General features: G+C 70.9%; 23 protein-coding genes. 8 read left to right on the top strand and 15 right to left on the bottom strand.

Going from position 1 to position 23,313, the window contains the following annotated elements; all coding sequences use genetic code 11:
- Positions 1–29 precede the first annotated feature (29 nt).
- From K6T50_RS03240 to K6T50_RS03230, 3 genes are all read right to left on the bottom strand, one after another.
- Positions 30–854: an SDR family NAD(P)-dependent oxidoreductase gene (locus K6T50_RS03240; protein ID WP_222607991.1), complete on the bottom strand. Its 825-nt coding sequence runs from the start codon at positions 852–854 to the stop codon at positions 30–32.
- A 358-nt stretch (positions 855–1,212) separates the two neighbouring features.
- Positions 1,213–2,364 (bottom strand): galactonate dehydratase, encoded by a 1,152-nt coding sequence (dgoD, locus tag K6T50_RS03235; protein ID WP_222607990.1) that lies wholly within the window; start codon positions 2,362–2,364, stop codon positions 1,213–1,215.
- 57 nt (positions 2,365–2,421) lie between these two features.
- Positions 2,422–2,886: a DUF7988 family protein gene (locus K6T50_RS03230; protein ID WP_222607989.1), complete on the bottom strand. Its 465-nt coding sequence runs from the start codon at positions 2,884–2,886 to the stop codon at positions 2,422–2,424.
- Positions 2,887–2,999: 113 nt separating this feature from the next.
- Between K6T50_RS03230 and K6T50_RS03225 the strand changes: the two genes are divergently transcribed.
- Positions 3,000–3,263: a BolA family protein gene (locus K6T50_RS03225; protein ID WP_222608808.1), complete on the top strand. Its 264-nt coding sequence runs from the start codon at positions 3,000–3,002 to the stop codon at positions 3,261–3,263.
- Positions 3,264–3,295: 32 nt separating this feature from the next.
- On the opposite strand, the gene K6T50_RS03220 is transcribed toward K6T50_RS03225, so the two are convergent.
- Both K6T50_RS03220 and psmA read right to left on the bottom strand, forming a co-directional pair.
- Positions 3,296–4,117, bottom strand: coding sequence for an MOSC domain-containing protein (locus K6T50_RS03220; protein ID WP_222607988.1), 822 nt, complete (start codon positions 4,115–4,117; stop codon positions 3,296–3,298).
- A gap of 127 nt (positions 4,118–4,244) precedes the next feature.
- Complete coding sequence (psmA, locus tag K6T50_RS03215) at positions 4,245–5,006, bottom strand: archaeal proteasome endopeptidase complex subunit alpha (RefSeq protein WP_222607987.1); 762 nt, start codon at positions 5,004–5,006, stop codon at positions 4,245–4,247.
- Between the two features lie 234 nt (positions 5,007–5,240).
- Here psmA and eif1A point away from each other — a divergent pair, with 234 nt between their 5' ends.
- On the top strand, positions 5,241–5,528 hold the full coding sequence (eif1A, locus tag K6T50_RS03210) for a translation initiation factor eIF-1A (RefSeq protein WP_159668491.1): 288 nt from the start codon (positions 5,241–5,243) through the stop codon (positions 5,526–5,528).
- Between the two features lie 17 nt (positions 5,529–5,545).
- Here the strand turns inward: eif1A and K6T50_RS03205 are convergent, their stop codons facing one another.
- The 3 genes from K6T50_RS03205 to K6T50_RS03195 all read right to left on the bottom strand — a co-directional run bounded on the left by K6T50_RS03205 (position 5,546) and on the right by K6T50_RS03195 (position 8,103).
- A complete protein-coding gene (locus K6T50_RS03205; protein ID WP_222607986.1) occupies positions 5,546–6,334 on the bottom strand; it encodes a PHP domain-containing protein in 789 nt (262 codons plus the stop codon).
- 69 nt (positions 6,335–6,403) lie between these two features.
- Positions 6,404–7,291, bottom strand: coding sequence for an ADP-ribosylglycohydrolase family protein (locus K6T50_RS03200; protein WP_222607985.1), 888 nt, complete (start codon positions 7,289–7,291; stop codon positions 6,404–6,406).
- A 59-nt stretch (positions 7,292–7,350) separates the two neighbouring features.
- A complete protein-coding gene (locus K6T50_RS03195; RefSeq protein WP_222607984.1) occupies positions 7,351–8,103 on the bottom strand; it encodes a GTP cyclohydrolase III in 753 nt (250 codons plus the stop codon).
- A 308-nt stretch (positions 8,104–8,411) separates the two neighbouring features.
- On the opposite strand from K6T50_RS03195, the gene K6T50_RS03190 reads away from it, so the two are divergent.
- Entirely contained in the window at positions 8,412–8,561 is a 150-nt protein-coding gene (locus tag K6T50_RS03190) for a hypothetical protein (RefSeq protein ID WP_222607983.1), read from the top strand.
- An 81-nt stretch (positions 8,562–8,642) separates the two neighbouring features.
- Here the strand turns inward: K6T50_RS03190 and K6T50_RS03185 are convergent, their stop codons facing one another.
- The 5 genes from K6T50_RS03185 to malA form a co-directional block, all read right to left on the bottom strand.
- Complete coding sequence (locus K6T50_RS03185) at positions 8,643–9,041, bottom strand: OsmC family protein (protein ID WP_222607982.1); 399 nt, start codon at positions 9,039–9,041, stop codon at positions 8,643–8,645.
- Between the two features lie 95 nt (positions 9,042–9,136).
- Positions 9,137–9,856: a metal-dependent hydrolase gene (locus K6T50_RS03180; protein WP_222608807.1), complete on the bottom strand. Its 720-nt coding sequence runs from the start codon at positions 9,854–9,856 to the stop codon at positions 9,137–9,139.
- 94 nt (positions 9,857–9,950) lie between these two features.
- The gene (locus K6T50_RS03175; RefSeq protein ID WP_222607981.1) at positions 9,951–10,421 is read right to left on the bottom strand and encodes an NUDIX hydrolase; all 471 of its coding nucleotides are present in this window, start codon (positions 10,419–10,421) and stop codon (positions 9,951–9,953) included.
- A 173-nt stretch (positions 10,422–10,594) separates the two neighbouring features.
- Positions 10,595–15,154, bottom strand: coding sequence for a DUF7997 domain-containing protein (locus K6T50_RS03170; RefSeq protein WP_222607980.1), 4,560 nt, complete (start codon positions 15,152–15,154; stop codon positions 10,595–10,597).
- Positions 15,155–15,296: 142 nt separating this feature from the next.
- Positions 15,297–17,234 (bottom strand): alpha-amylase MalA, encoded by a 1,938-nt coding sequence (gene malA, locus K6T50_RS03165; RefSeq protein ID WP_222607979.1) that lies wholly within the window; start codon positions 17,232–17,234, stop codon positions 15,297–15,299.
- Positions 17,235–17,344: 110 nt separating this feature from the next.
- On the opposite strand from malA, the gene K6T50_RS03160 reads away from it, so the two are divergent.
- Positions 17,345–17,797: a DUF7510 family protein gene (locus K6T50_RS03160; RefSeq protein ID WP_222607978.1), complete on the top strand. Its 453-nt coding sequence runs from the start codon at positions 17,345–17,347 to the stop codon at positions 17,795–17,797.
- A gap of 41 nt (positions 17,798–17,838) precedes the next feature.
- Here K6T50_RS03160 and K6T50_RS03155 read toward each other — a convergent pair whose 3' ends face one another.
- Positions 17,839–18,909 carry a glycosyltransferase family 4 protein gene (locus tag K6T50_RS03155; RefSeq protein ID WP_345778650.1) on the bottom strand — a complete coding sequence of 357 codons (1,071 nt, stop codon included), beginning with the start codon at positions 18,907–18,909 and terminating at the stop codon, positions 17,839–17,841.
- Between the two features lie 196 nt (positions 18,910–19,105).
- Between K6T50_RS03155 and malQ the strand changes: the two genes are divergently transcribed.
- The 4 genes from malQ (at position 19,106) to K6T50_RS03135 (ending at position 22,620) form a co-directional block, all read left to right on the top strand.
- Positions 19,106–20,605: a 4-alpha-glucanotransferase gene (gene malQ, locus K6T50_RS03150; protein ID WP_222607977.1), complete on the top strand. Its 1,500-nt coding sequence runs from the start codon at positions 19,106–19,108 to the stop codon at positions 20,603–20,605.
- Positions 20,606–20,744: 139 nt separating this feature from the next.
- Positions 20,745–21,353: an archaellin/type IV pilin N-terminal domain-containing protein gene (locus K6T50_RS03145; protein ID WP_222607976.1), complete on the top strand. Its 609-nt coding sequence runs from the start codon at positions 20,745–20,747 to the stop codon at positions 21,351–21,353.
- Between the two features lie 104 nt (positions 21,354–21,457).
- The gene (locus K6T50_RS03140) at positions 21,458–22,195 is read left to right on the top strand and encodes a fumarylacetoacetate hydrolase family protein (protein WP_222607975.1); all 738 of its coding nucleotides are present in this window, start codon (positions 21,458–21,460) and stop codon (positions 22,193–22,195) included.
- 68 nt (positions 22,196–22,263) lie between these two features.
- The gene (locus K6T50_RS03135; RefSeq protein ID WP_222607974.1) at positions 22,264–22,620 is read left to right on the top strand and encodes a hypothetical protein; all 357 of its coding nucleotides are present in this window, start codon (positions 22,264–22,266) and stop codon (positions 22,618–22,620) included.
- Positions 22,621–22,624: 4 nt separating this feature from the next.
- On the opposite strand, the gene tpiA is transcribed toward K6T50_RS03135, so the two are convergent.
- Positions 22,625–23,284 (bottom strand): triose-phosphate isomerase, encoded by a 660-nt coding sequence (gene tpiA / locus K6T50_RS03130; protein ID WP_225935165.1) that lies wholly within the window; start codon positions 23,282–23,284, stop codon positions 22,625–22,627.
- Positions 23,285–23,313 lie beyond the last annotated feature (29 nt).

Genomic DNA, 23,313 nt, shown 5'->3' with positions numbered 1-23,313 from the left:
GTCGCGGCGAAGCGGCGGTCGGCGCCTCGCTACTCCTCGCGGCGCTCGCGGTAGTCGGGGAGGAAGTCGTCCTGCAACACGGCGTCGCGGCCGCCGTCGACCGTCAGGCTCGCGCCGGTCACGAAGCCGGCCTCGTCGCTCGCGAGGAACGCGACCGCGGCGGCCACGTCGCCCGGAGTCCCGATCCGGCCGGTCGGGTGGATGCTCGCGAGTTCCTCACGGCGTTCCTCGTCCATGTCGCCGGTGGTGCGGTCGATGGCGACCCAGCCGGGGTTCACCGTGTTCACACGCACGTCGGGGCCGAAATCGATCGCCATCGCGCGGGTCATCCCGTTGATCCCCGCCTTGACGGCGTTGTACGGGAAGATGCTCGGCGTCGTCGCGAACGCGTGGTTGCTGGACATGTTGACGATGGCACCCTCGTCCATGTGTTCGCGGGCGTGTTTGGCGCAGAGCCAGTAGGAGCGGAAGTCGGTTTCGAGGACGAAGTTCCAGTCGTCCAGCTCGGCCTCGTCGGCGGCGGTGTACGTCTCGACGCCGGCGTTGTTCACCAGCACGTCGAGGCGGCCGAACTCGTCGGCGGTGGCCTCGAACAACGCCGCGATGTCGTCGGGCTCGCGCATGTCCGCGCGGACGAAGACGGCCTCGCCGCCCAGGTCCTCGATGGCGGCGACCGTCTCCGCCCCGGCGTCTGCGCTGCGGCCGGTGACGACGACCTGTGCCCCCTCGGCGGCGAGGCGCTTGGCGACGCCCGCGCCGATCCCGCGGGTCGAGCCGGTGACGACGGCGACCTTGTTCTCGTATCGCGCTCGCGGTTCGAGTTCGTCGATGGCGGAGGTGTCGTAGCTGGTCATTGTTCGTGTTACGTGTCTCGGTCGGGTGACTTGATGCTTGGTTCGTGATCGGACCGTGTCGTCGGCGGGGTCGTCGGTGTGCTCGGCGCGGTGATCGTGACCGCCGTCACGGTGACAGTTGCTGCGACGATCCGTCCGAAAGCCCCCGGCGTTCTGCGGGAACGAGCGGACCGGTGAGCACCGCAGGGAGCGAAGCGACCGAGGAGCGCGCCGGCCGCACCGACCGCAGAACGCCGGCCCCTTTCAGTCCCGCCCTGTTCCCGGTCCGGTCATCGTCGCTGGCGGTTGTTCGGCGTCGTCGCCTCGGACTACCCCGATACAGCCGTGGGTAGTCTGGGATCGCCGCTCCGTCGCCGACTCACCACTCGGCGACGCTGCCGTCCGGACGGCGCCAGACGGGGTTGTGCCAGTCGTCGTGACCGTCGCGCTCGCGGAGCACGTCCTCGTCGATGTCGACGCCGAGCCCCGGGTCGTCCGGCACGGGAACGAAGCCGTCCTCGTACTCGAACACCGAGGGGTCCGCGAGGTAGTCGAGCACGTCGCTCGTCTCGTTGTAGTGGATGTCGAGGCTCTGCTCCTGGATGAGGGCGTTCGGCTCGACGGCGTCGAGTTGGAGACACGACGCCAGTGCGACGGGGCCGAGCGGGCAGTGCGGCGCGACGGACACGTCGTAGGCGCCGGCCATCGACGCGATGCGGTGGCACTCGGTGATGCCGCCCGCATGGCTCAGGTCCGGTTGGATCACGTCGACGGCGTTCGTCTCCAGCACCTCCTTGAAGTCGGTGCGATGGAACATCCGCTCCCCGGTCGCGATCGGGGTGCTCGTGCTCGCGGCGATGTCCGCGAGGGCGTCGTTGTGTTCCGGCAGGACCGGCTCCTCGATGAAGAACGGGTCGTGGGGTTCCAGCGCCGCCGCCAGTTGCTTCGCCGCGGTCTTCGTCGCGCGGCCGTGGAAGTCGACGCCGATATCGATCTCGTCGCCGACGGCCTCTCGAACCGTCCGAAGGCGCTCGGCGGCCTGATCGATCGTGTCCGGGGATTCGACGCGCTCCAGCTCCGGCGTCGCGTTCATCTTCAGCGCGGTGAAGCCCGCGTCGACCTTCGCCTCGGCCGCCTCCGCGACGCCCGCGGGCCGGTCGCCGCCGACCCACTGGTACACGCGGACGCGCTCGCGGACCGGGCCGCCGAGCAGCTCGTGCACGGGCGCGCCGAGATGCTTGCCCTTCAGGTCCCAGAGCGCCTGGTCGATCCCCGCGATGGCGGACATGAGCACGGGGCCGCCGCGGTAGAATCCACCGCGGTAGAGCCGCTCCCAGTGGTCGGCGACGGGCGCGGGGTCCTCGCCGAGCAGGTACTCCTCGACGAGCTCCTCGACGGCGCCGCGGACGGTGCGCGCGCGTCCCTCGACGACGGGCTCGCCCCAGCCGACGGAGCCGTCGGCACACTCCAGCTTCAAGAACAGCCACCGTGGCGGCACCGCGTACAGCTCGTAGTCGACGATCTCGGTCATATCTCGGGGTTCACGTCCCGGGTGAAAACTCCACGGTGTCGTGTCCTCCACCCGGCGTTACCGGAGTTCGACGGTCAGCGTCTCGCGAACGCCGCGATCGAGCCGGCGGTATCGCGGCGACGCGCCCGTTCGGTCCACGTCGAACACGCGGACGGTGATCACGAGTCGCCCCCGGTCGGGGAGCGTCGCCCGCACCACGGGCCCGGTCGCGGTCACGACGAGGTACGGCGGGGCCGGAACGGGCGAGGCCGGCAGGTCGACGCCGAGCGCGTTCGCGCCCGTCGCGAGCAATGCTGGGAGACGGTCGAGCACGTCCGCGGCCACGAGTGCCGCGCGCAACGTCGGGACCACCGCGTCGCGATCGGCCGTTCGGGGAGCGTCGCCGCGGTCGGGACCGTCCCACCGGTCGGCGACAGCGTCGGCGACGGCGTCGACGGCGTCGAACAGCGAGCCGTGCTCGGACAGCAACCGCTCGCGAACCGCATCCGCCGGATCGTCGCCCTCGGCGGTGCCGGCGCTCACGACCGCCCGTTTCCCGCCTCGGGTCGTAAGCCCGTCGGGACCGCGCGTCCGCCGATGTCGCCGCCCGCACCGACCGCTTTTTCCCCGACGACCGCCCACCCTCGCCCATGAGCATGAGCACCGAGGAGGTCGAGGCGGCCATCGAGGCCGGCATCGAGGACTGCGAGGCGACCGTCACGACCCCGCGGGCGCCCGACCCCGACCATGAGGACGCCCACTTCGCCGCGGTCGTCGTCTCCCCTGCCTTCGAGGGGAAGTCGCTTGTCCAGCAGCACGAACTCGTGTACGACGCCGTCGGCGACGCGATGACGCGGGAGGTGCACGCCCTAGAGATCAAGACGTACACGCCCGAGGAGTACGAAGAGCACGCGGAGTAGGGCGCCCCCGACCCCCGACCGCGGCCAGACTCTCACTCGTTCTCGACGCCGAGGATCCGCAAGTCGTCGCCGACGCGGAGCGTCGTTCCCACGCTCGCCTCCGGAACCTCGGTGTTCACCATCAGCCGGAAGGCGTGGTCGAAGCGCCCGCCGCCGCTCCAGTCGGGCATCGTCTCCTCGCGCTTGCGGATGAAGCGGGTTCGGAAGCCGTCGAGTTCCTCCCCTGTGTCGGGGTTCCTGGAGGGAACGACGCAGCGCTGGCAGGGGTTCACCCCGAGCAGCTCGGCGTCGCCGACGCGGACGCGGAGGCGCTCGCCCGGCTCGGCGACGAGGCGGTCCTCGAAGAACGGTTCCTCGCTCGCGAGTTCGACGTTCGCGCGGAAGCGTCGTCGCATCGAGTCGACCGTCACGCCGTCGAACCACGAGGCGACCTCGCGGAGCGTCCCCGTCGAGATCACCGTCGGGCCGGGCAGCTCCGTGTCGTCGGGGTACCCGCCGGCGCGTTCGCCCGCCAGCGACACGTCGTACCCGAGGAACGACCCGAGCCACGACTCGATCCCGTCGCGGTCGTCGTCGAGGTGGAAGGCGGCGGCAGCAGGTGCGTCCGAGTCGTGTGGGACGGCCAGGTCGACGGTCCGACCGTCGAGGTCGAAGTCGGCCGACACGCGGTGGATCCGGCGTTCGTTCTTCCCGTTCACGTAGTCGCCGTCGGCGTCGAGGATCGCGAACTCGCGGTCGGGGGCGAGCCCGCCGGCCTGCGCCAGGGTTGCGGCGTCCACGTCGACTCCGTCGAGCGACTTGATCGGGAACACGCGTATCCGATCGAGCGTCGTCGCGAGCGCGTCGTCGGTCATCGTCCGTGGTACGACGCCGGCGCCGTTGAATCGACCGGTCCGATGTCGGCGTCGCCGACGCGGTCGCCGGAGCACGGGTCGAGAAAACGGAACCCGGTTCGAACCGCGTCGCGGCCGAGCGAGCGCGTTACTCTTCGGCTTCGTCGTCCGCGTCGTCGTCCGCGTCCTCCTCGGTATTCAGATCGAGACCCTCGACGAGGTCGGCGATCTCGTCGGCCGTGAAGGCGGTGTAGCCGTCCTCGGAGACGGTCGCAAGCGAGACATCGTTCGGGGTGAGCTCGTCGTTGACCTCGAACAGCGAGCGCAGCGCGAGGCTGATCCCGTCATCGAGCGTGAGCTCCTCGCTCCACTCCTCCTCGAGGAGTTCCTGGATCTCCTGGCGGGACCCGCCGATCGCGGTCGCCTTCCACTCGTGGGGCGTCCCCGAGGGGTCGGCGCCGAACAGGCGTGGCTTGCCGTCCTCGAAGCCGCCGACGAGGAGCGCGGCGCCGTACGGGCGCGTGCCGCCGCGCTGGGTGTTCTCCTGGATGTGGTCGGTGACGTACTTCGTCAACGTCTCGACGCCGACCGGCTCCGTGTACCGCAGGCGATTGCCCTGTGCCATCCGGCGGGCGTAGTCGATGAGCTGGCGGGCGTCGGCGACGTGGCCCGCGCTGGCGGTGCCGACGTGGTCGTCGAGCTTGTGGAGCTTCTCGATCGACTCCGACTCCATCAGGCTGGAGGACGCCTGCGCCTGCGCCGCGAGCACGACGCCCTCGCTCGTGCGGACGCCGACGGAGGGCGCGCCCCGGGAGACGGCCTCGCGGGCGTACTCGACCTGATAGATCCGACCGTCCGGGGAGAACAGCGACGTGCCGCGGTCGTACGCCTGCTGGTCGTTCCCCCTCATCGGCCACCACCGACGTGAATCGTCGTCGCGAGTGCGGTCATCGCTCCAGGGTATGGGTCGACGCCGGAAAAAGCCTCCCTAAACGGAGTTTTAGCGAACGACCGAAAACCGCGGGACGTGACCGCTGAGGGGACCGAGTCGGACGCGACCGGTGTCGGCCGTCGGCTGTCGAAGCCGGCGTCCGTCGCTCGCCGAATACACGTACTTATCCCACTCGGTCACCTACCCGCGTCCATGAGCGACGACACAGGAAATCGGAAGCCACTGAGGATGCCCGACGACAACCAGGTGTTCGCAACCGTCACCGACATGCTCGGCGGCCGCCGGGTCACCCTCCGGTGTGCCGACGGGGAGGAGCGAATGGGCCGGATCCCCGGCCGGATGCGGTTCCGGACGTGGGTGAAGGAGGGCGACATCGTCATCGCCGAGCCGTGGGACTGGCAGGACGAGAAGGCGGAGGTCGTCTGGCGCTACGAGTCCGACGACGCCCAGCAGCTCCGCGAGGAAGGCCACATCCAATAACCGCGGGATTCTCGCAGTCAACTGGCGTCCGGGACGTCCATCACCCGAACCGGCTCCAGCCCGCGCTCGGCCAACTCGGCGTCGATTCGCTCGACGCGGGGCTCGATGGCGGCCGGCCGGTGGCTGTCGGTGCCGACCGCGACGGCGACGCCGTGGTCGGCCAGCGCGTCGAGGAACCCCGGCGCGGGGTGCAACGCGCCGTAGTCGTCGAGCACGCGCCCGGCGTTGAGTTCGGGCACCGTCCGCGACTCCGCGAACGCCGCGGCCGCGCGGTCGTAGTGATCCCGGGTCGCAAGCCCGCGGAGGGCGGGGTTCCGCTCCACGAGGTCCGGGTGTGCCGCGATGGCGAACAGCTCGGACTCCGCGAGCGCGACCAGTTTCTCGAAGTACTCGTCGACGAGCGCGCGACGCTCCCGCTCGGACTTGTCGGCGAAGTAGTCGCGGACGTGGACGTTCACGTCCTCCAGGTCGTGGACGCTCCCGATCGCGTAATCGAACTCCGCCTCCTCGAGGAACGACGCGATCGCCGCTTCGTCGCGGGGCTCGTAGTCCAACTCCACCGCGTCGAACAGGCGCACGTCGACGCGGTCGCGCAGTCGCTCGATCGCGTCGCGGCGGCGCTCGTAGGTGAGGTCGAGGTTGAACCCCATCTCGCGGCGGTAGCGGTCCTCGGCCGGGTCCTCCGAGACGACGCAGTGGTCCGCGATGCCGATGCCGGACAGCCCCGCCTCCGCGGCCGCCGTCGCCATGAACTCGATGAAGTACCCGTCCGAGTACGTCGAGTGGACGTGGTAGTCGTGGTGCACGGCCGATCCGATGACGGCCCCCCTCACGAAGCTTCGGGAACGGTGACACGGGTTCCCACTGCAGTCGCTTCAGGCGTCCCCGTCGGTGTCGACCCCGGAGTCGATCCGGACCTCCCGCGCGACGAGCGCGTCGGCGAGCGCCCGGAGATCCGCCGCCCCGCCGAGTTCGTTCAGCCAGCGCGCCGGGATCGCGTCCCCCTCCTCGACCGCTCCGAAGCGTGCCCCCGCGACCGCGCCGGCGACGGCGCCGAGCACGCTCGCGTGCCCCCCGCGGCTGACCGCCGAGACGATCGCCTCCTCGGCGTCCGCCGCGGCGACCGCCTCGTGGAGCGCCGTCTCGAACACCGCCGCCGGGTCGCCCGCGGGGTCGATGGTCACGGCGCCGCGGTCGCCGACGACCGACAGCGTCTCGCGCACTGGAACCGGCGCGTCCCGCGCCACGGCGACGCTCATGGCCGTCGACACCGCGTCCGCGACGGATTCGCCGTCGACGAGTTCACCCACGACCGTCGCGAGCGCTGCGGACGACTCGGCCGCGACATCGTCGCCGGCGGCCGTCCCGGCTACGAGGGCGGCCTCGGCAGCCGCGGCGGCACGGTCGTGTGCGTCCCCCGCGAGGCAGCCGTACGGGACGGCGGCGAGGAGCGCGCCGGGGCGGTCCGCCGATGGCGGGTCGAGGTCGGCGCTCACGGCGGCGTCTGCTCGGTCGAGCAGTCGCTCGGCGGCGGCGACGGCGGCGGCCGTTGGGTCGGTAGTCGTTCCGGCGGGGCGGCCGTCGGCGCCGAGCATCTCGGTCACGCGGCCGTGGCGGTCGCGGACGGCGGCCGGGGCGTCGCCGGCGACGGGGCGCCCGAGGGCGTCGCCGCAGGCCACCCCGAGGAGGCTCGCGCGGGCGCGATCGCGGCGGGACCCGGACGGATCCGTCGCGGCCGGCGGTTCGGAGTCGCGGTCGGTCATGGGGGTGCGTCGGGTCGGCGGCGACACAACCGTGTCGGTGTCGGGAAGTTCGGTCGCGTTCAGGCGAACTCGACGAGCGTCCCCTCGTAGCGGCAGTCCTCGAGGGCGTGTTTCGCCGCGAAGCCGGCCTCGTGGGGCGTCGCGCCCGAGCCGACCCCGACCTTGAGCTGGACGTCGGCGTCCGCGGCGACGTGGTCGATGGCGCCCATGTACTCGTCGTGCGAGAGGTCCGGACACGCCGCGATGACGTTGTCGCCACCGACGAAAAACGAGAGCGCGCCGTGCTCCTCACGCATGTACTTCATCAGCGAGGCGTACCCCTGCTCGATGTTGATGAACGAGTCGAACTCGTTGAGCCGGTCGGTGTACTTCCCGGTCGCGTCGTTCACGTCGAAGTGCGCGATGTGAACGTCGTCCGCGGCGTCGCCGCCGTGGAACTCGCCCGCGAGGACCTCGCTACGGTCCGACGACTGGGCGGATCCGGCCGCCTGCACCCGCTCGGTAGCCGTCTCCAGCGCCTCGATCGGCACCTCGTCGACGCCGACACCGAGGCTCACCGTGACGGGGTAGCGGTTCCCCACGGACTCTTGGAGGAGTTCGTGGTCCCGGCGGTCGAGGCCGTTCGTCACGGCGACCATGTTGTCGAAGCGGGTGAAGAAGACGTAGCCGCCCCGGTTGCCGATGTACTGTGCCATGTCCGCGAACAGGCGCGACTGGAGCGTCTGGAGGTCCATCTCCCGACGGGGCTCCGGCGTCACGGTCCACGGGCCGTAGTTGTCGATCTGCACCAACGTCAACTGCGCGGCGGTCACTGTATGTCGATTCGAGGACCGACGACACATACGCGTTACCGTTCACGGATCCGTGACGGGTGGGGGTTCACACCGGCCAGCCACGGGCGGGGAGTCCTACGGCCGCGACGAGTCAACGTGCCCGCGGGTGATGATCGCCCGCGACGAGTCAACGGGCCCCGTGAAGAGTGAGCGGGCCGGGAGTCTGAAACCTCGCCCGACTGGTAGCCCGGAGATCCGGCGATCCGACGGACGCCGATGTCGCCCCAAAAATCATGGCAGAGACTGTCTGACGAAGATTTATACGTGGTGATGTGGTATCCACTACCATGGAAGAGCGCGACTCACCGTACGTCTTCCGTGACGAGCCGGACGACCCCGTCGGGGGTGCGAGCGACCGCACCGACGAGGAGGTCGTGATCATCGACGGCCGCGCGATGACGTACCGATCCTACCGCGGCGACGACGCCCGCCGCTGAGTCCGCAGGCGGCGCGAAGCCGCCGCTCCCGGTCGTCGTTTCCCGAAAAACGAATTCGTCCCGTGAGCGGCCGCGCCGGCCTCAGAAGGCGTCGGCGTGGGCCGTGATGTCGGCGCGGAGCCCCTCGCGCAGCGCCGAGTGGACGTGGCAGATGCCCTCGGCGCGCTCGACGATGTCGGCGAGCGTCTCGTCGTCGACGTCCGCCTCGACGTGGATGTCGAAGCGGATCGCGGTGAGGTCGTCGTCGTCGTCGAGGTCGGCCTCGGCGTCGATCTGGACCTTGCCGAGGTCCTCGTGCCCGCGCTGCTGGCCGCCGACGCGGAAGGCGGGCAGGAAGCAGGAGGCGTAGTCGGCCACGAGGACGGAGTTCGGGTCGGGGCCGTCCTCGCCGAGCGCGTCGACGGTGAGCGAGAAGTCGCCGACCTGACTCGTGCTGGTGAAGCCCTCTTCGCTGACGGTGGAAGTCTCGATATCGGACATGCGTCCGGCACCAAGGGCGGTTCGCGCGTAAACCTTGTTACTGCGGACGACACCGGTTCACGGATACCGACGTCGAGTCCGGTTCCGGCGGCGACTTACTCCCCCCCGATCGTGAACGTCTCGTCGTCGCCGAGGACGACCGCCTCGGCGTCGCTGCCGGTCGCGCGGACCTCGCGGACGAAGTCGTCGGTGTCGATCTCGATCGGCGGGAACGAGTCGTAGTGCATGGGGAACGCGTAGTCCACGTCGAGCCAGTCGACGGCGATGGCCGCCTGCGCGGGCCCCATCGTGAAGTGGTCGCCGGCGGGGACCGCGGCCGCGTCGGGCTCGAGGAACGGCGCGATCACGTCGCGCATCTCCGTCATGAGCGCGGTGTCGCCGGCGTGGTAGAACGACGTGCTGTCGGGGTCGGACTCCTGGGTCGGCTTCGTCTCGGAGATGACGTACCCCGCGGGCGTGCCGCCGGAGGCGCCGTAGCCGGTGTCGAGCCCGTTCGTGTGGTCCGCGCGGACCATCGTCACGAACGCGTCGCCCAGCTCGACGGTGCCGCCGAGGTTCATCCCCGTGGTGTCCTCGACGCCGTACTCGTCGGTGACGTAGCCGGTGACCTCGGGCGTGCCGACGACGTGGGCGCCGCGGAACCGGTCCACGTCCGCGATGTGGTCCGCGTGGCCGTGCGTGAGCAGCACGTGGTCGGGGTCGACCTCCTCGGGGTCGGTGTCGGTGTGGGGGTTGTCGAAGAACGGGTCGATCAGGAAGGTGGTGTCCTCGATCTCGACGGTCCAGGTGGAGTGACCGTGCCAGGTGAGGTCCATGGATGTCATGCACCCGTGTGTTCGGTCGAATTACACATAAATCCGTTCGCCGGCTGCGAGGCGATCCGCGGGTGGTCCGGAGGCGGGCCGCGACTCAGTCGGCCGCCCCGGCGACCTCGACGGCGCTGGGGACCGCCGAGAGCCGGTGGACGTAGTCGTCCAGCGCCAGCGCGAACTCCCGGTCGCGCGCCTCGTCGATGTCGACCCACGAGAACGCGAACTCGCTGCCGTGCTCGCCGCCGCCGTCGCGGACGACGTGGGTCCACTCGTCGCGCGGCTCGTGGACGCTCGCGTGATAGAAGTGGCGCACGTACGCCTTCGGCGGCGACTCGCGCCGGGTCCACACGTCCGTCGCCAGCTTGTCGACGCTCGCCAGCGTCGCAAGGCCGCTCTCCTCTCGTACCTCCCGAAACAACGCGCTCCGCGGCCGTTCGCCGGGCTCGATCGTTCCCTTCGGGATCTGGAGCCCGTCGTGTCCCGGTCCTTCGAACACCAGTAACTGCGAGCCGCCGCGAGTGATGTACGCGCACGCCTTCCCGACGTACGTCGTCTCCGGCTCGGTCATATGAGTTAATTGACTCGTCCGGTGGTAAAGGTACCCCTGATGGTGTATATACTCCTACTAGGAATTTCGGCGCGATGTGGACGAGCGATCACCGGTCGCCGATCCCGGGAACCGGCGTGGAACGGACGACGCGGGTGGGGGTCGGCGCTGGCTGGTGCCAGCCCGACCGACGGTCAGACCGTGTACCGGGAGACGGTCGTCGCGGCCGTCTCCAGGTCCGCGTCGCTGGCGGCGGCGACGGTGATGTCGTTCTCGCCGTAGCCGATGTCCAGCGTCGCCTCGAACTCCCCGTCCTCGGCGTCGACGATCGCCGAGTCGACCGGCGTCGTCACGGCGACGCGCGCGCCGGTGGTCTCGCCGGAGACGACGACGCTGTTGCCCTGGAAGTTCGTGTCGACGCGGAGGGCGGGCTTCTCGTCGCTGTCGTGGAGCCGCCGGTCGAGGAACCGATCGCGGACGAACGCGGGCGTCTCGACGGGCTCGCCGGCGTCGACGCCGTGGGCGAGGCGGACGAACTGCGCCATCGACCACGCCAGCGGCGTCGCGCTCCCGGTCCCCTCGCCGTACTCCCAGTCGTACTCTGTGCGGTAGTCGCGGTCCCACACCTGCTCTGCGATCATCCGGCCCGAGTTGGCGAACCGCTGCATCGTCCGCAGCAGCGCGGTCGGATCCAGTTCGGGCTCGCGCTCCGTCTCGGCGGGGTCCACCCGAAGCTCGTACTCGCCGCGCTCGCCCGTCAGGAGGGGCCACAGCCGACCCTTCCCGTGGTTCTCGACCGACCAGGGGGCACCCACGTCTCCCTCGTCGAGCTCGCCGTAGCCGTCGCCGTTGTAGCGGTAGAAGGCGACGCCCGCCGGCAGGTCGACGCGGATGGTGTCGTCGACCTCGCGCACCGAGTTGCGGACCGTCTCGTCGTTCCACGGCTTGATCCCGAGGCGCACGAGCTCGAGGAAGCCGGCGTCGATGATGTCGCGCTCGTCGAGGCGCGGGCCGTCGTTGGCGAGGGTGCGGAGGTGGCCCGCCTCGGGGTCGCCGTCGCGGGTGACGCGGACGTAGTACGGCGTGTGCGTGTGGCGGGCGGTGCCCGTCTCGGTGGCGGTCCACGTCTCCACCTCGCCGGTCCAGCGGTCGGCCAGCGCGAGCCACACGAGCCCGTTCGCCTCGTCGCCGGTCTCCAGCGCGAGCTTCCCGGCGCAGGCCAGCCCGGCGATCTCGGCGGCGATCGACGAGGGCGAGTAGCCCGCCTCCTCCTCCCAGCGCTCCTGCCCGCTGGCGGGGCCGTTGCGCGCGACGTAGTCGGCCGACCGGCGGACGTGCTCGTAGTCGTACAGCGTGTCCGCGAAGTCGACGCCCGCCTCCCACAGCTGGTAGGCCATCACCGCCGGGAACGAGATGTTGTCCATCTGCTCGCCGCCCCAGCGGGTGATGCCGTTGAGGTAGGTGTTCTGCGGGATGAAACCGTCCTCGTCCTGCTGGTACTCGTAGACGTACTCCAGTTGATCGATGGCGGTGCCGATGTCGTCGGTGAGCAGCGAGGCGGTGAACACCTGATACAGGTCCCGCGCCCACACGAAGTTGTAGCCGTACCCCTTCTGCTCGTCGGCGTGGACCGCCTCCCCCCACGGCACCGACGGCGAGGCGACGCTGGCCCCGCGGTAGGTCTTGTCCTCGACGGCGCGCAGCGTCATCAGCGCCGTGCGGTACTGGTTCGCGAGCTCGTCGTCGCCGGCGACGGCGTCGGGCAGGGGTCGGTCCGCGAGGAAGTCCCGCCACGATTCGCGGTACGCCGACGCGACCTCGTCGTAGCCGGTCGCGAGCGACCCGACCGCCTCGCCCAGCGCCGCCGAGGCGTCGGCCTGCCGCGCGAACCCGAGCGAGAGCGTCTCGCTCGTGTGTCGCCCGGAGCCGAGGCGACCCACGAGGACGACGTTGTCGTTGTCGACCGACGAGCGCGTCCGCGGCACCTCGCCGGTCGCGAACAGCGCCGACAGCTCGTCGCTGCCGGCGGCACAGACGGTCGCCCAGTCGAAGCGGTCGACCGTCGCCATCGCGACGGCGACGGAGTAGCCGTTCCCGCCCTCGTCGACGAGCCGCGCGTCGCCCCGCTCGCCGGTGTAGGCGCCGGCGTCGCGGGCGACGAGGTGGTGGCTCCCCGGCTGGCCCAGGCGCAGCCCCCGGTCGCGCGTGCCGGTGTTCGTGAGCGCCGTGTCCGCGGCCACGAACACGTGGTACTCGCCGTCGTCGCCGGCGCGGAACTCGACGTCCGCGACGAGCGCGTCGTGGTTCGGGTCGACCGCGTACTCGACGCGCAGCTCCCACTCGTGGCCGCGGCCGTCGCCCGTCTCGGTGATCACGTGTTCGTACGCCAGCGCGTCGTCGGCGACCGGACGGACGCGTCGCTCGACGGTGTCCTCGTCGTCGCGCTGCCCCTCGACGTGGGTCCGGACCGTGTAGTCGTCGTCGGCAGCCGAGACGATGAAATCCAGCGTGCGCAGGTTCATCAGGTCCACGCGGGGGAAGCGGACCTCGGTGAGCGCCCCCTCGGTCAGCGTAAACCAGACGCGGGAGGCGTCGGGCTCGCCGTGGTCGGCGACGGTACCGACGCCGAACTTCTCGCCGGTCGTCCACCGCGGCCGGTCGGTGGGCGCCGACGGCGCCGCGGCCGCGCTCGGCAGGGCGTCGCGCTCGGCGAGCGTGGCGGTCACGCCCAGCCGGAAGCAGTGAGCGTACCCGAGCGGCGTCGCGCTGTCGGGCGTACCGTCGTCGTACCACTGCTCCGGGAGGTACCCCATCCGCGTCGTCAACGGCCCGCCGTCCTCGAGCAGGCCGTACAGCTCCGCCGCGCGTTCGAACAGCCACGCCGCGGTCTCCTCGCGCCCGCGGTCCTCCAACAGCGCCCCCAGCGTCGCGGCGCCGCCGGCGCCCATCGCGGTCGCGAGCGTCCACACCTTCTCGCCGTCCTGCCCCTCGGTGCGCCACTCGTCGCCCTCGTAGCGGATCAGCCCCTCGACGGCCGACTCGGCCGGGTCGCGGTACAGCCCCTCCAGCGACGCCCGCACGTGATCGGCCACGCGGTCGACGTCCTCGGGGTCGACGCGGATCCCGTCGACCGCCTCCACGGCCGCGAGCGCGTCGACGAGCGCGAACGTCGAGGCGTCGAGGCGGTCGTCGCCCTCGCCGCCGACGAGCCGCACCGCGTATGTCCCGCGCTCGTCGTCCCACAGCGCGTCGAGCGCCCCGAACGTCCCCTCGGCGGCCGCCCGGCCGCGCTCGCGGAGGTCCTCGCTCACCGGCGCGCGGGCGACGGCGGCGTAGGCTTCGATGAACGTCGCGGCGGTGTGGGTGAACCGCCCCGCCATGTCCTCCCAGAGGTTCTGACAGCGCCGCGGCAGGCCGTCGTCCCCGCGGGCGTCCTCGAGCGCGTCGACGCCGGCGGCGACGCTCTCGCGGATCCGCCGCTCGTCGTCGTGCGACAGCGTGTCGCGGTGCTCGCGAAGCAGCGTCGCCAGGAACGCGACGGTGATCGCGGTCTGGTCGGCCTGGTACTCGTCGGAGCCGGCGCGTCCCTCGACGTGCGCGTTGGCCCACCCGGGCGCCAGCGAGCCGTCGACCGCCCACACGCGGTGGGGCCAGGAGCCGTCAGGCTGTTGGGCCTCACAGTAGAAGCGGGCGCTTCGCGCGAGCACCTCGGGGTCGAGATCCAGCCCCAGCGGCTCGCTCGCATCGAGCAAGTGGTGGGAGATCCGCGCGTCGTCGCGGAACCAGGTGTAACCGTAGCCGCCGGAGTTTCGGAAGAACGGGTCGAACTCCGGACCCGCGATCCGCGCGCCGCTGGGCGCCTCAAGCAGCGACAGCGCCCGCATGTCGGCGCGGACCGTCCCCCGCCGCGGACCGTCGTCGGCGATCGCGACGGCGGCGCGCTCGCGCGCGACGGTTCGAAGCTCGTCGGCGTCGGCGTGGTCGGTCGCACACTCGCGGAGGTCCGCGAGGGCACGCTCGCGGTCGGTGTCGCCGTCGGTCAACGCGCTCACGAGCGTCGTTCGGAGCCCGCGACCGGCCCGTTCGAGGGGCGCGGTGACGACCACGTCGCCGCTGAGGTGTGTGTCCTCGTAGCGGTTCAACGCGCCGTCGCGCGGGAGCGCGATCGGGTCGGGGTCGAGCAGCTCCTCGAAGCGCTCGGGGATCTGTCCGCGCACGTCCTCGAGCCCGGTGGAGGCGGTGACGAAGTCGTGCTCGTCGCGGTGGAACACCTCCACCGCGTCGCCGTCGATCGGGCCCGCGCCCTCGTGGATGAGCCGGCCGACGCGCGTCTCCTGGCCCTCCGGCGCGAGCGTGAGGAACGCGACCAGGTGGGCCTCCGGCGGGATCGACCCGCGGAGCTCGACGTGGGTCACGTGCTCGCGCCCGAGCGTGAGGTCGTACTGGTGGACGGTGAACTCGCCGGCGTCGTACTCCGTCTCGACGAGCGTCGTCTCGCGGTAGTAGTGCTGGCGAACCGTCTCCAGCTCGTCGAACCAGTACGTTTTCTCGCCGGTCTCGATACCGAACCGGGAGCGGTCGATACCCGAGAGCCCGGACAGCGCCGACGAGAAGTCGCGGATCCCGCCGGTCGGGGCGACGTGAACAAGCCGTTCGCCGCGTCCGGACAGCCCGCCGCGGACGGTGCTGGCGGTGCCGGCCGAGCCGTGCTCCCGGTCGCGCTTGTAGTCGTTGAGTGCCGTTCGCAGCCGCATTTACCCGAGCAACAACTCGGGCGGGTAAAGTCTCAGCGGTACGTGATCAGTTCACAGTCGGGGTCGACGCGGGCGGTCCGGCCCCGTCGAACCGCGGTTGCGACCCGCCCGAACTGGCGACACGCGGGAGCGTCGCGTTCGCCTACCCGCGGACGGGCACGACGACCACGTCGTCGACGGTCACCGCCCCGTCGTCGCGTCGGACCGCCGCGCCAGTCACGAGGTCCTCGGTCCCGACGGCGGGGTCGACGGCGACCGTCGCGGGCTCGGGGGCGAAGTTGAGGGCGACGACGACCGCCTCGCCGTCGGCGGCCTCGCGGCGGTAGGCGACGACCGACTCGGCGCTGCCGGCGGCGACCTCGTAGTCGACGCGCGACAGCGTCGCCCGGTGAGCAAGCGCCGGGTGGTCCCCGCGCAGCGCCAGCAGGCGCCGGTAGTGCTCGGTGAGGTCCGTGCGGGCGTTCCCGTAGTCGAGCTGGTCGCGGCGGCCGAGCTGGCCGGTCTCCTGGCCGGCGTACACCATCGGCGCGCCCGGCAGCGTGGCGAGCGCCCCCGCGGAGGCGAACGCCGCGTCCTCCCCGTAGGAGGCGAGATAGCGCGACTCGTCGTGGTTCTCGTGATACAGCATGAACGACGCGTGCTCCGGGAACCCGACGCTCCGGCGCTGGTCCACGGCGTCAAGCACGGCCTCGGCGGGCCGGTTTCCGGCGCCGACCTCGCGGAGGGTGAACGCCGTCGTCGAGTCGAAGTGCATGTCGAAGAGCCCTCCCTGGAAGTCGGGGATGTACGGGATGGTCTCATCGAGCAGGAGGAACTCCGAGTCGTGGGCCTTCACGCGGTCGTGGACCTCCGTCCAGAAGCCGTCGGGGACAGCCCACGCCATGTCACACCGGAAGCCGTCGACCAGGGGCGCCCACTCGTCGACGGCGTCCAGCAGGTGCCGGCGCACCTCCAGCGAGGAGAAGTCGAAGTTGGCGATCAGCTCCCAGTCGAAGTACGTGCCCGGCTCGCCGTTCTCCTGCCACTCGTACCAGTCGTAGTACTTGCTGTCGGGGTCCCCGTACGCGTCCTGGAAGAACGGGTGATCGCGCGCCGAGTGGTTGCACACCAGATCGAACAGCACGGTCATCCCGCGCTCGTGGGCGGCGTCGACCATCGCCTCGTACTCCTCGCGGCCGCCCAGGTCCGCGGCGATCTCGAAGAAGTCCGTGATATTGTAGCCGTGCGGCTCGCCGTCGTGTTGGAGGACGGGCGTCAGCCACAGCGTGTCGACCCCCAGTTCGTCGAGGCGGTCGAGCCGCCCGCGGATCGCCTCGAACGGCTCGCGGCCGCGTTCGGGGTCGGCGAACGTGCGGACGTACACCTCGTAGATGGTCGAGTCGAGCGCCCATTCGGGCGGGTCGTACGGACGGTCGACCGCGACCTCGTCGCCGGCGCGGCGCAGGTCGACGGCGTCCTGTACGCCGTAGGCGTCGTCGGTGAGGGGAACGGCGTACACCCGCGCTCGCTCGGGGAGCCGGTCGCGCGCGACCGTGAGCGTCCCGCCCTCGACAGTTACGTCCGACTCGCCGAGGTCGTCGCGGTCGTCCAGCAGGAACTCGACGCGCGTTCCGGTTGCCGGATCGAGGCGCGCGTCGATCCGGACCTCCTCGTCGCCGACGGCGGTCTCCAGGTGGACGCGCGGGCGCTCGGGGTCGCCCCCGCCGCCGATGGACCCGGAATGCGTCGCCGACCCGGCGGCCGAGCCCGATCCGGACCGTTGTCCCTCCTGTCCCGACCGATCGTCGCCGACGGCGTCGCCGCTGGCGGACCGGCCGTCCCCGCCGGCGGGGGCGGTTCCCGGGGCGAACGCCCGCACGGTCAGGTCGTGCGTCGTTCCCCCGCCGGCGAGCCTGAGCCGGTACCGGCCGGGCACGTCGGGCTCGAACCACTGCACCGGCTCCTCGCCGGTCTCGGCCGTCGATCCGGCAGGTGCTTGCACGACACTCCACTCGTAGTCGACGCCCGGATCGGGATCGCGCGGCGCGAGCTCGACGGCTTCGCCCGCCGCACACACGCGCGGTTGCCCCGGATGCTCCATGGCTGGCCGCTGGAGCGGTAGCGGTTTCGCTCTTTCGCCGGACGACCCCCGGGTCCCGGCTCGCGTCGACGCGGGGAATCGCTAAGTGCCCGCCGATGAATCGTCGGGGTATGGACGGAAACGGCGAGGACGCGGAGGACGGGCGTCGGGAGACGGACGGGAGCGACCGCCCGGTTTCCGTCGACGTGGAGATCGCCGACGGCCGGACCGTGATCGTCGTCACGGGCGATCGCGACGCCGCGGTCGTCGTCGAGTCGGCCTCCGGCGAGCGGATCTACCTCCCGCCGGAGGACTTCGAGCGGCCCCCCGAGTCCGAGGACGGCGCGCGCCAGGACGCCTACGGCACCGGTCCTCGGCCGTCCGACAGCCCCTACCAGTCTGCGACCTCGGACAGTCCGTATCAGTCCGCGACATCCGACAGCCCCTACCAGTCGCCCGGGGAGTCGGACAGCCCGTACCAGCGCGGCGGCCCCGCGCCGGATCGGGTCGGGCTCGAGCCGACGGCCGACGGCTTCCGGATCGTGCATCCCGAGCCGGTCACCGACTTTCGGCTGCTCAGATAGCGACACCGGCGGTTCGCGCCGGGTCCATGGGGTCCGCCGGGTCACTCCCCGTCGGGTGACTCCTCCGAAAGGATCCGTTCGTAGAAGGCGACGTGTTCGTCCGCGACCTGGTCCCAGGTTCGCTCCTCGTACTCGATGGGCGTGTCCAGCGCGAGCGCGCGCTCGATGCCGGCGGCGATCGCGTCGGAGTTCGGCTCGACTTCGATGAGGCAGTCGCCGGGGAGCACCTCCGCAGCGCCGCTGGGGCCGGCGACGACGCGCGTGCCGACCGACAGCGCCTCGACGATGGTGATCCCGAACGGCTCCGCCAGCGACGGCGAGACGAACAGATCCGCGCTCGCGTAGTAGTCGCCGAGCTCCTCCTCGGGGACGTAGCCGACGAACTCGACGCTGTCACCGATCCCGAGTAACTCGACGAACCGCTTCAGCTGGTCGGTGAGGTGGCCGGTGCCGCCGATGACGAGCGTCACGTCGTCGCGGCGGACCTTCGGCAGCGCGTAGAGGAGGTACGCCAGCCCCTTCTGGTCGGTGTGGCGGCCGACGAAGAACAGCATCTCGCCGTCGATCCCGAGCTCGGCCTTCAGGTCCCGACCGGTCGGCTCGACCCGCGAGAAGCCGTTGTAGATGACCTCCGCGTCGCCGCCGTACTCGTGGGCGATCTTGCGGGCGGTGAACTCGCTCACCGCGAGCAGGTGATCCGATCGGTTCACCACGCGCGCCTCGGTTCGCTTCTCGCGTTCGGGCGGGTCCGCGTTGCGGTCGGAGGACAGCGAGTGGAACGTCGTCACCCACTCCACGTCGTGGCTGGCCTGCGCGCGCGAGCCGGGGTTGTAGCCGAACCAGTCGTTCGTGTGGACGATGTCGGCGTCGGCCGCGCGCTCGACGAACTCCCCGGACAGGCGGCCGATCCGGGTGATGATGTCGCCCTCGCCGGTCGGTACGCCGTGGATCCCGTCGCGTCCCTCCGGGGCGTACTCCGCCGGCAACACCAGTTTCACCTCGACGCCCTCGCGAGCGTCGAGGCGCTCGAACAGCTCGCCGACCGCCGTGTCCAGTCCTCCGGTCACGTTCGGCGGAAACCCCCACCCGAGCATTAGGACCGTGTACGGCATCGAGTCGAGTATTGCAGGTGCAGTACTTAGTCACTTGGCGTCGATGTGAGGGATCGATCCCTTGGGACGACCGTGCGACGACATCGGATGGCTCGGTCGGCGACTCGTCTTCCCGGTCACCCGACGCTCGCCGGGCGTCCCGATCCCTCCCCGACGACCCGGAACTTGATACCGCTCGCCACCGAGCCCACACCCGATGCGATTCGACCGCCGGAGCGGCGTCCTGCTCCACCCCACCGCGCTCCCCGGTCCCCACGGCATCGGCGACCTCGGCGCGGGCGCGCGCTCGTTCCTCGAGTTCCTCGACCGCGCCGACCAGTCGATCTGGCAGGTGTGCCCGCTGGGACCGACCGTCGGGATCCACGGCCACTCCCCGTACCAGACGTTCTCCGGGTTCGCCGGGAACCCCCTGTTGATCGACCTCGTCGACCTCGCCGAGCGCGGCTACCTCGACGACGAGGCCGCCCCGGACGCCGGGGAAAGCGTCGACTTCTCTCCCCACGAGGTGAACTACGACGCCGTCGAGTCGGTCAAGCTGGACCGTCTCCGGACGGCGTTCGACCGCTTCCGCGAGGTCGCGAGCGACGACGAACGAGAGACGTTCGCCGCGTTCCGCGAGCGCGAGGCCGACTGGCTCGCCGACTACGCGCTGTTTCGCGCGCTCAAACGCGAGTTCGACGGGACCCTGTGGACCGAGTGGCCCGAGCCGGTTCGGACGCGCGACCCCGACGCGCTCGCCGACTACCGTGACGAGCTCGCCGACGAGGTCGACTTCCGGGCGTTCTGCCAGTGGACGTTCGACCGACAGTGGCGCGACCTGCGCGCGGACGCCGCCGACCGCGGGGTCGAGATCCTCGGCGATCTCCCGATCTACGTCGCGCTCGACTCCGCCGACGTGTGGGCCGCGCCCGAGGCGTTCGACCTCGACGACGACGGCCGCCCCGCCGCCGTCGCGGGCGTCCCGCCGAACATGGGCGACTCCGGGCAGCGCTGGGGGAACCCGGTGTACGACTGGGACCGCCTCGCCGAGACGGGGTACGAGTGGTGGCTCGACCGGCTCCGTCGGCTGTTCGACCTCGTCGACTACGCCCGCCTCGACCACTTCAAGGGGTTCGACGAGTTCTGGGCGATCCCGGCCGACAGCGACGACCCCGCCGACGGCGAGTGGCGAGAGGGTCCGGGGGAGGCGTTCTTCGAGGCCGTGCGCGGGGAGTTCGGTCGCCTTCCGTTCGTCGCGGAGGACCTGGGCTTTCTCGACGCCGAGAGCGCGGGGCTGCGCGAGGCGTTCGACCTCCCGGGGATGCGCGTGCCCCAGTACGCCGACTGGTGCCAGCAGGGCCACATGTATCAGCCGATGCACTACCCGGAGGACTGCGTCGCGTACACGTCGACCCACGACACCGATACCGCCGTCGGTTACTACGAGTCGCTGGGGGACCGACAGCGCGACTGCCTCCACTACAACCTCGGCACCGACGGCGTCGAGATCGAGTGGGACCTCGTCGAGGCGGTGTGGAACTCCGAGGCGACGCTCGCGGTCACGACCATGCAGGACCTGCTCGGGCTGGACAGCCACGCCCGGTTCAACACGCCCGGCACGACCGAGGGGAACTGGCGCTGGCGCGTCACCGAGGACGGCCTGAACGACGCCGTCGCCGAACGGCTCGCGCGGATCACGGACGCGACCGTTCGGTGAGACGGGACCCCTCGGTGAGTCCGCATCGGCTCGACACGACCGATATTCAGGGTTGATTCTCGGCGGCTGAAGTATATGTAGGGGAGCGGCATCGAGTCGGGTAACCGACGTGCGAGAGCGCGTGGGAGCACAACCACCGATGTTCGAATTCATCACGGACGAGGAAGAGCGCGGGCAGGTGGGTATCGGGACGCTCATCGTGTTCATCGCGATGGTGCTGGTGGCGGCGATCGCCGCCGGCGTCCTCATCAACACCGCCGGCTTCCTCCAGAGCAAGTCGCAGGAAACGGGTCAACAGAGCAGTAAACAGGTTAGCAACCGCCTCCAGGAGGTCGTCACGACCGGGACGGTCAACACGACCGACAACTCGGTCGAGAGCGTCAACGTCACCGTGACGCAGGCGCCCGGCGCCGGCGAGATCGACCTGGAGAACGCGACGATCAACTGGATCGGCCCGAGCGGAACCGAGACACTGACCCACTCCACCTCCAGCGCGACCGACTGGACGTTCAACACCTACCAGGTGAAGAACACCGACGACTCCGATACGGTCCTCAACGACGCCGACGACCGCTTCAACGTCGAGTTCGAGTTGAACGACCACGGTAACGGCCCCGCCGACGCCCCGAGCAACCTCGGCGAGGGTGACGAGGTCACGATCAAGATCAACACGATGGCCGGCGCGACGACGACCATCCGCTTCACGGTGCCCGAATCGCTCGGGCAGAAGCAGGCCGTCGAGCTGTAACCGCGGCAGCCATCCCGGTTCTCTCGGCTTCCACGACGCCAGCCGCGGCGCCGTCGGCTACCGGACTCACAACGCCTAAGCACCAGCCAGCCGACCCGTCGACAATGCGCTACGCCAGGATCCGCGACCCGGCAGGGACCGTCCGACGCGGCACGTACGACGACGGCACCGTGACCGCGGGCGGCGAGACGTACGACACCGACGCCGACGACGTGGACCTGCTCGCACCCTGTGAGCCCACGAAGATCGTCTGCGTGGGCCGCAACTACGCCGATCACGCCGAGGAGCTCGGCAACGAGGTCCCGGATCGCCCGCTGCTGTTTCTCAAACCCCCGAACGCGGTCGCGGATCCGAACTCGACGGTCACGCTCCCGGGCGGGAAGGAGCGCGTCGATCACGAGGCCGAGATCGCGTTCGTGATCGGCGAGCAGGCGCGCAACGTCGCCGCCGCGGACGCGATGGACTACGTCGCGGGGTTCACCTGCCTCGACGACGTGTCGAACCGGGACGATCAGAACGAGGAGCAAAACTGGGTGCGCGGCAAGGCCTTCGACGGCGCCGCGCCGATCGGCCCCTGCATCGCCGACCCCGAGCACGTGCCCGAGGACGCGGCCGTCGAACTCCGCGTGAACGGCGAGACGAAGCAGTCCTCCTCGCGCGACTACTTCATGTTCTCCATCCCCGAGCTCGTCGAGGAGATCACGACGTACATGACGCTGGAGCCGGGCGACGTGGTCGCGACCGGCACGCCCGCGGGCGTCGGTCCGCTCGCGGACGGCGACCGCGTCGAGGTCGAGGTCGAGGGCGTCGGCGTCCTCGAACACGACGTTAATCAGGAGTAACGGTCGATCGGGGCTGTCCCGGCGAACGCGGCGGTACTCGTTTGTACCGTCGCATCGATCGTCTCCCAATGCGACGAGTCACCGCCGTGGTCCTCGTGTCCCTCCTGATCGGCCCGATCGTCGCCTCCGTGCTCTGGAACCTCGACGAGCGGCTGGGGATCGCGATCGCGGGCGCCACGCTCGCGCTGGTCGTACTTGTCCTCCTCGGACGCCTTCGCGCGGTCGTGAGCGGCCGGACCGACGCCGATCGCGGCGGCAGCGGCGACGACGGCGAGGGCGAGGGCGACGGCTGGTCGCTCGTTCCCGACTGGCAGTACGAGGGTCGGTTCGCCGAGGCCGGCGGGATCACCCGGAGCGAACAGGAGCAGGCGATCCGGGAGATCGACGAACAGGCCCGGCACGAAAGTGACCGAGAGCAGGGGTAGTCGCTTACAGCCCCGAGACGAGGTCCCGCAGCACCGCCTCGGGATCGTCGGCCTTCGCCACGCCGGAGGCGAGGAGCACGCCCGTCGCGCCGAGTTCGCCCGCGGCGGTCACGTCCTCGCCCGTCGAGACGCCGGCGCCGCAGAACAGGTCCACGTCGGCGTCGACGGCCTCGACGGCGGCGACGGAGTCCTCGACGATCGCGGGGTCCGCCGTCGCGACCGACACGTCGCCGCCGATGAGTTCCGGCGGCTCGACGGCGACGGCATCAGGACCGAGGGCGGCCGCGGCGCCCGACTGCGCGGGGTTGTTGGCGCAGACGACCGTCTCCAGTCCGGCGCGCCCGGCGGCCGCGAGCGAGGCATCGATGTCGGCCAGCTTCAGCCGGTTCTCGGAGTGGTTGATCAGCGTGCCCGTCGCGCCCGCGTCGGCGACGGCCTCCGCCAGCGTCGAGCCGGTGTGGCTGCCGTGCTCGACGGGTGAGACGTGCTGTGCCCACGTCTCGACGCCGGTGTCCGCGACGGCCGATAGGTGTGCCGCCTGCGGCGCGACGGCGACGCGCGCGCCGGTGTCGTCGGCGACGGTCGCGCACGCCTCGGCGATCTCGACGGGGTCACACGGGTACGCCTTCAGGTTGACGAGGATCAGGGTGTCGGAGTCGCTCACGGTCGATGGGTCCGGGGGGCGCGCGAAAA

Origin of the sequence: Halobaculum magnesiiphilum (assembly GCF_019823105.1) — an archaeon.
GTDB classification, from domain to species: Archaea; Halobacteriota; Halobacteria; order Halobacteriales; family Haloferacaceae; genus Halobaculum; species Halobaculum magnesiiphilum.
The sequence above is the reverse complement of the archived record's forward strand: the minus strand, read 5'-3'. Positions and strand labels throughout refer to the sequence as shown.

What these genes read in the sequence shown, in the direction of transcription:
- dgoD (WP_222607990.1), bottom strand. Translation starts at nt 2,364, where the DNA reads ATGACCGAGATCGTCGACTACGAGCTGTACGCGGTGCCGCCACGGTGG.
- K6T50_RS03180 (WP_222608807.1), bottom strand. Translation starts at nt 9,856, where the DNA reads ATGGACCTCACCTGGCACGGTCACTCCACCTGGACCGTCGAGATCGAG.
- psmA (WP_222607987.1), bottom strand. Translation starts at nt 5,006, where the DNA reads ATGAGGGGGAACGACCAGCAGGCGTACGACCGCGGCACGTCGCTGTTC.
- K6T50_RS03145 (WP_222607976.1), top strand. Translation starts at nt 20,745, where the DNA reads ATGTTCGAATTCATCACGGACGAGGAAGAGCGCGGGCAGGTGGGTATC.
- malQ (WP_222607977.1), top strand. Translation starts at nt 19,106, where the DNA reads ATGCGATTCGACCGCCGGAGCGGCGTCCTGCTCCACCCCACCGCGCTC.
- K6T50_RS03140 (WP_222607975.1), top strand. Translation starts at nt 21,458, where the DNA reads ATGCGCTACGCCAGGATCCGCGACCCGGCAGGGACCGTCCGACGCGGC.
- K6T50_RS03220 (WP_222607988.1), bottom strand. Translation starts at nt 4,117, where the DNA reads ATGACCGACGACGCGCTCGCGACGACGCTCGATCGGATACGCGTGTTC.
- K6T50_RS03160 (WP_222607978.1), top strand. Translation starts at nt 17,345, where the DNA reads ATGGACGGAAACGGCGAGGACGCGGAGGACGGGCGTCGGGAGACGGAC.
- K6T50_RS03155 (WP_345778650.1), bottom strand. Translation starts at nt 18,909, where the DNA reads ATGCCGTACACGGTCCTAATGCTCGGGTGGGGGTTTCCGCCGAACGTG.
- K6T50_RS03185 (WP_222607982.1), bottom strand. Translation starts at nt 9,041, where the DNA reads ATGTCCGATATCGAGACTTCCACCGTCAGCGAAGAGGGCTTCACCAGC.
- K6T50_RS03240 (WP_222607991.1), bottom strand. Translation starts at nt 854, where the DNA reads ATGACCAGCTACGACACCTCCGCCATCGACGAACTCGAACCGCGAGCG.
- K6T50_RS03200 (WP_222607985.1), bottom strand. Translation starts at nt 7,291, where the DNA reads ATGACCGACCGCGACTCCGAACCGCCGGCCGCGACGGATCCGTCCGGG.
- K6T50_RS03190 (WP_222607983.1), top strand. Translation starts at nt 8,412, where the DNA reads ATGGAAGAGCGCGACTCACCGTACGTCTTCCGTGACGAGCCGGACGAC.
- K6T50_RS03225 (WP_222608808.1), top strand. Translation starts at nt 3,000, where the DNA reads ATGAGCACCGAGGAGGTCGAGGCGGCCATCGAGGCCGGCATCGAGGAC.
- K6T50_RS03175 (WP_222607981.1), bottom strand. Translation starts at nt 10,421, where the DNA reads ATGACCGAGCCGGAGACGACGTACGTCGGGAAGGCGTGCGCGTACATC.
- malA (WP_222607979.1), bottom strand. Translation starts at nt 17,234, where the DNA reads ATGGAGCATCCGGGGCAACCGCGCGTGTGTGCGGCGGGCGAAGCCGTC.
- K6T50_RS03170 (WP_222607980.1), bottom strand. Translation starts at nt 15,154, where the DNA reads ATGCGGCTGCGAACGGCACTCAACGACTACAAGCGCGACCGGGAGCAC.
- K6T50_RS03135 (WP_222607974.1), top strand. Translation starts at nt 22,264, where the DNA reads ATGCGACGAGTCACCGCCGTGGTCCTCGTGTCCCTCCTGATCGGCCCG.
- eif1A (WP_159668491.1), top strand. Translation starts at nt 5,241, where the DNA reads ATGAGCGACGACACAGGAAATCGGAAGCCACTGAGGATGCCCGACGAC.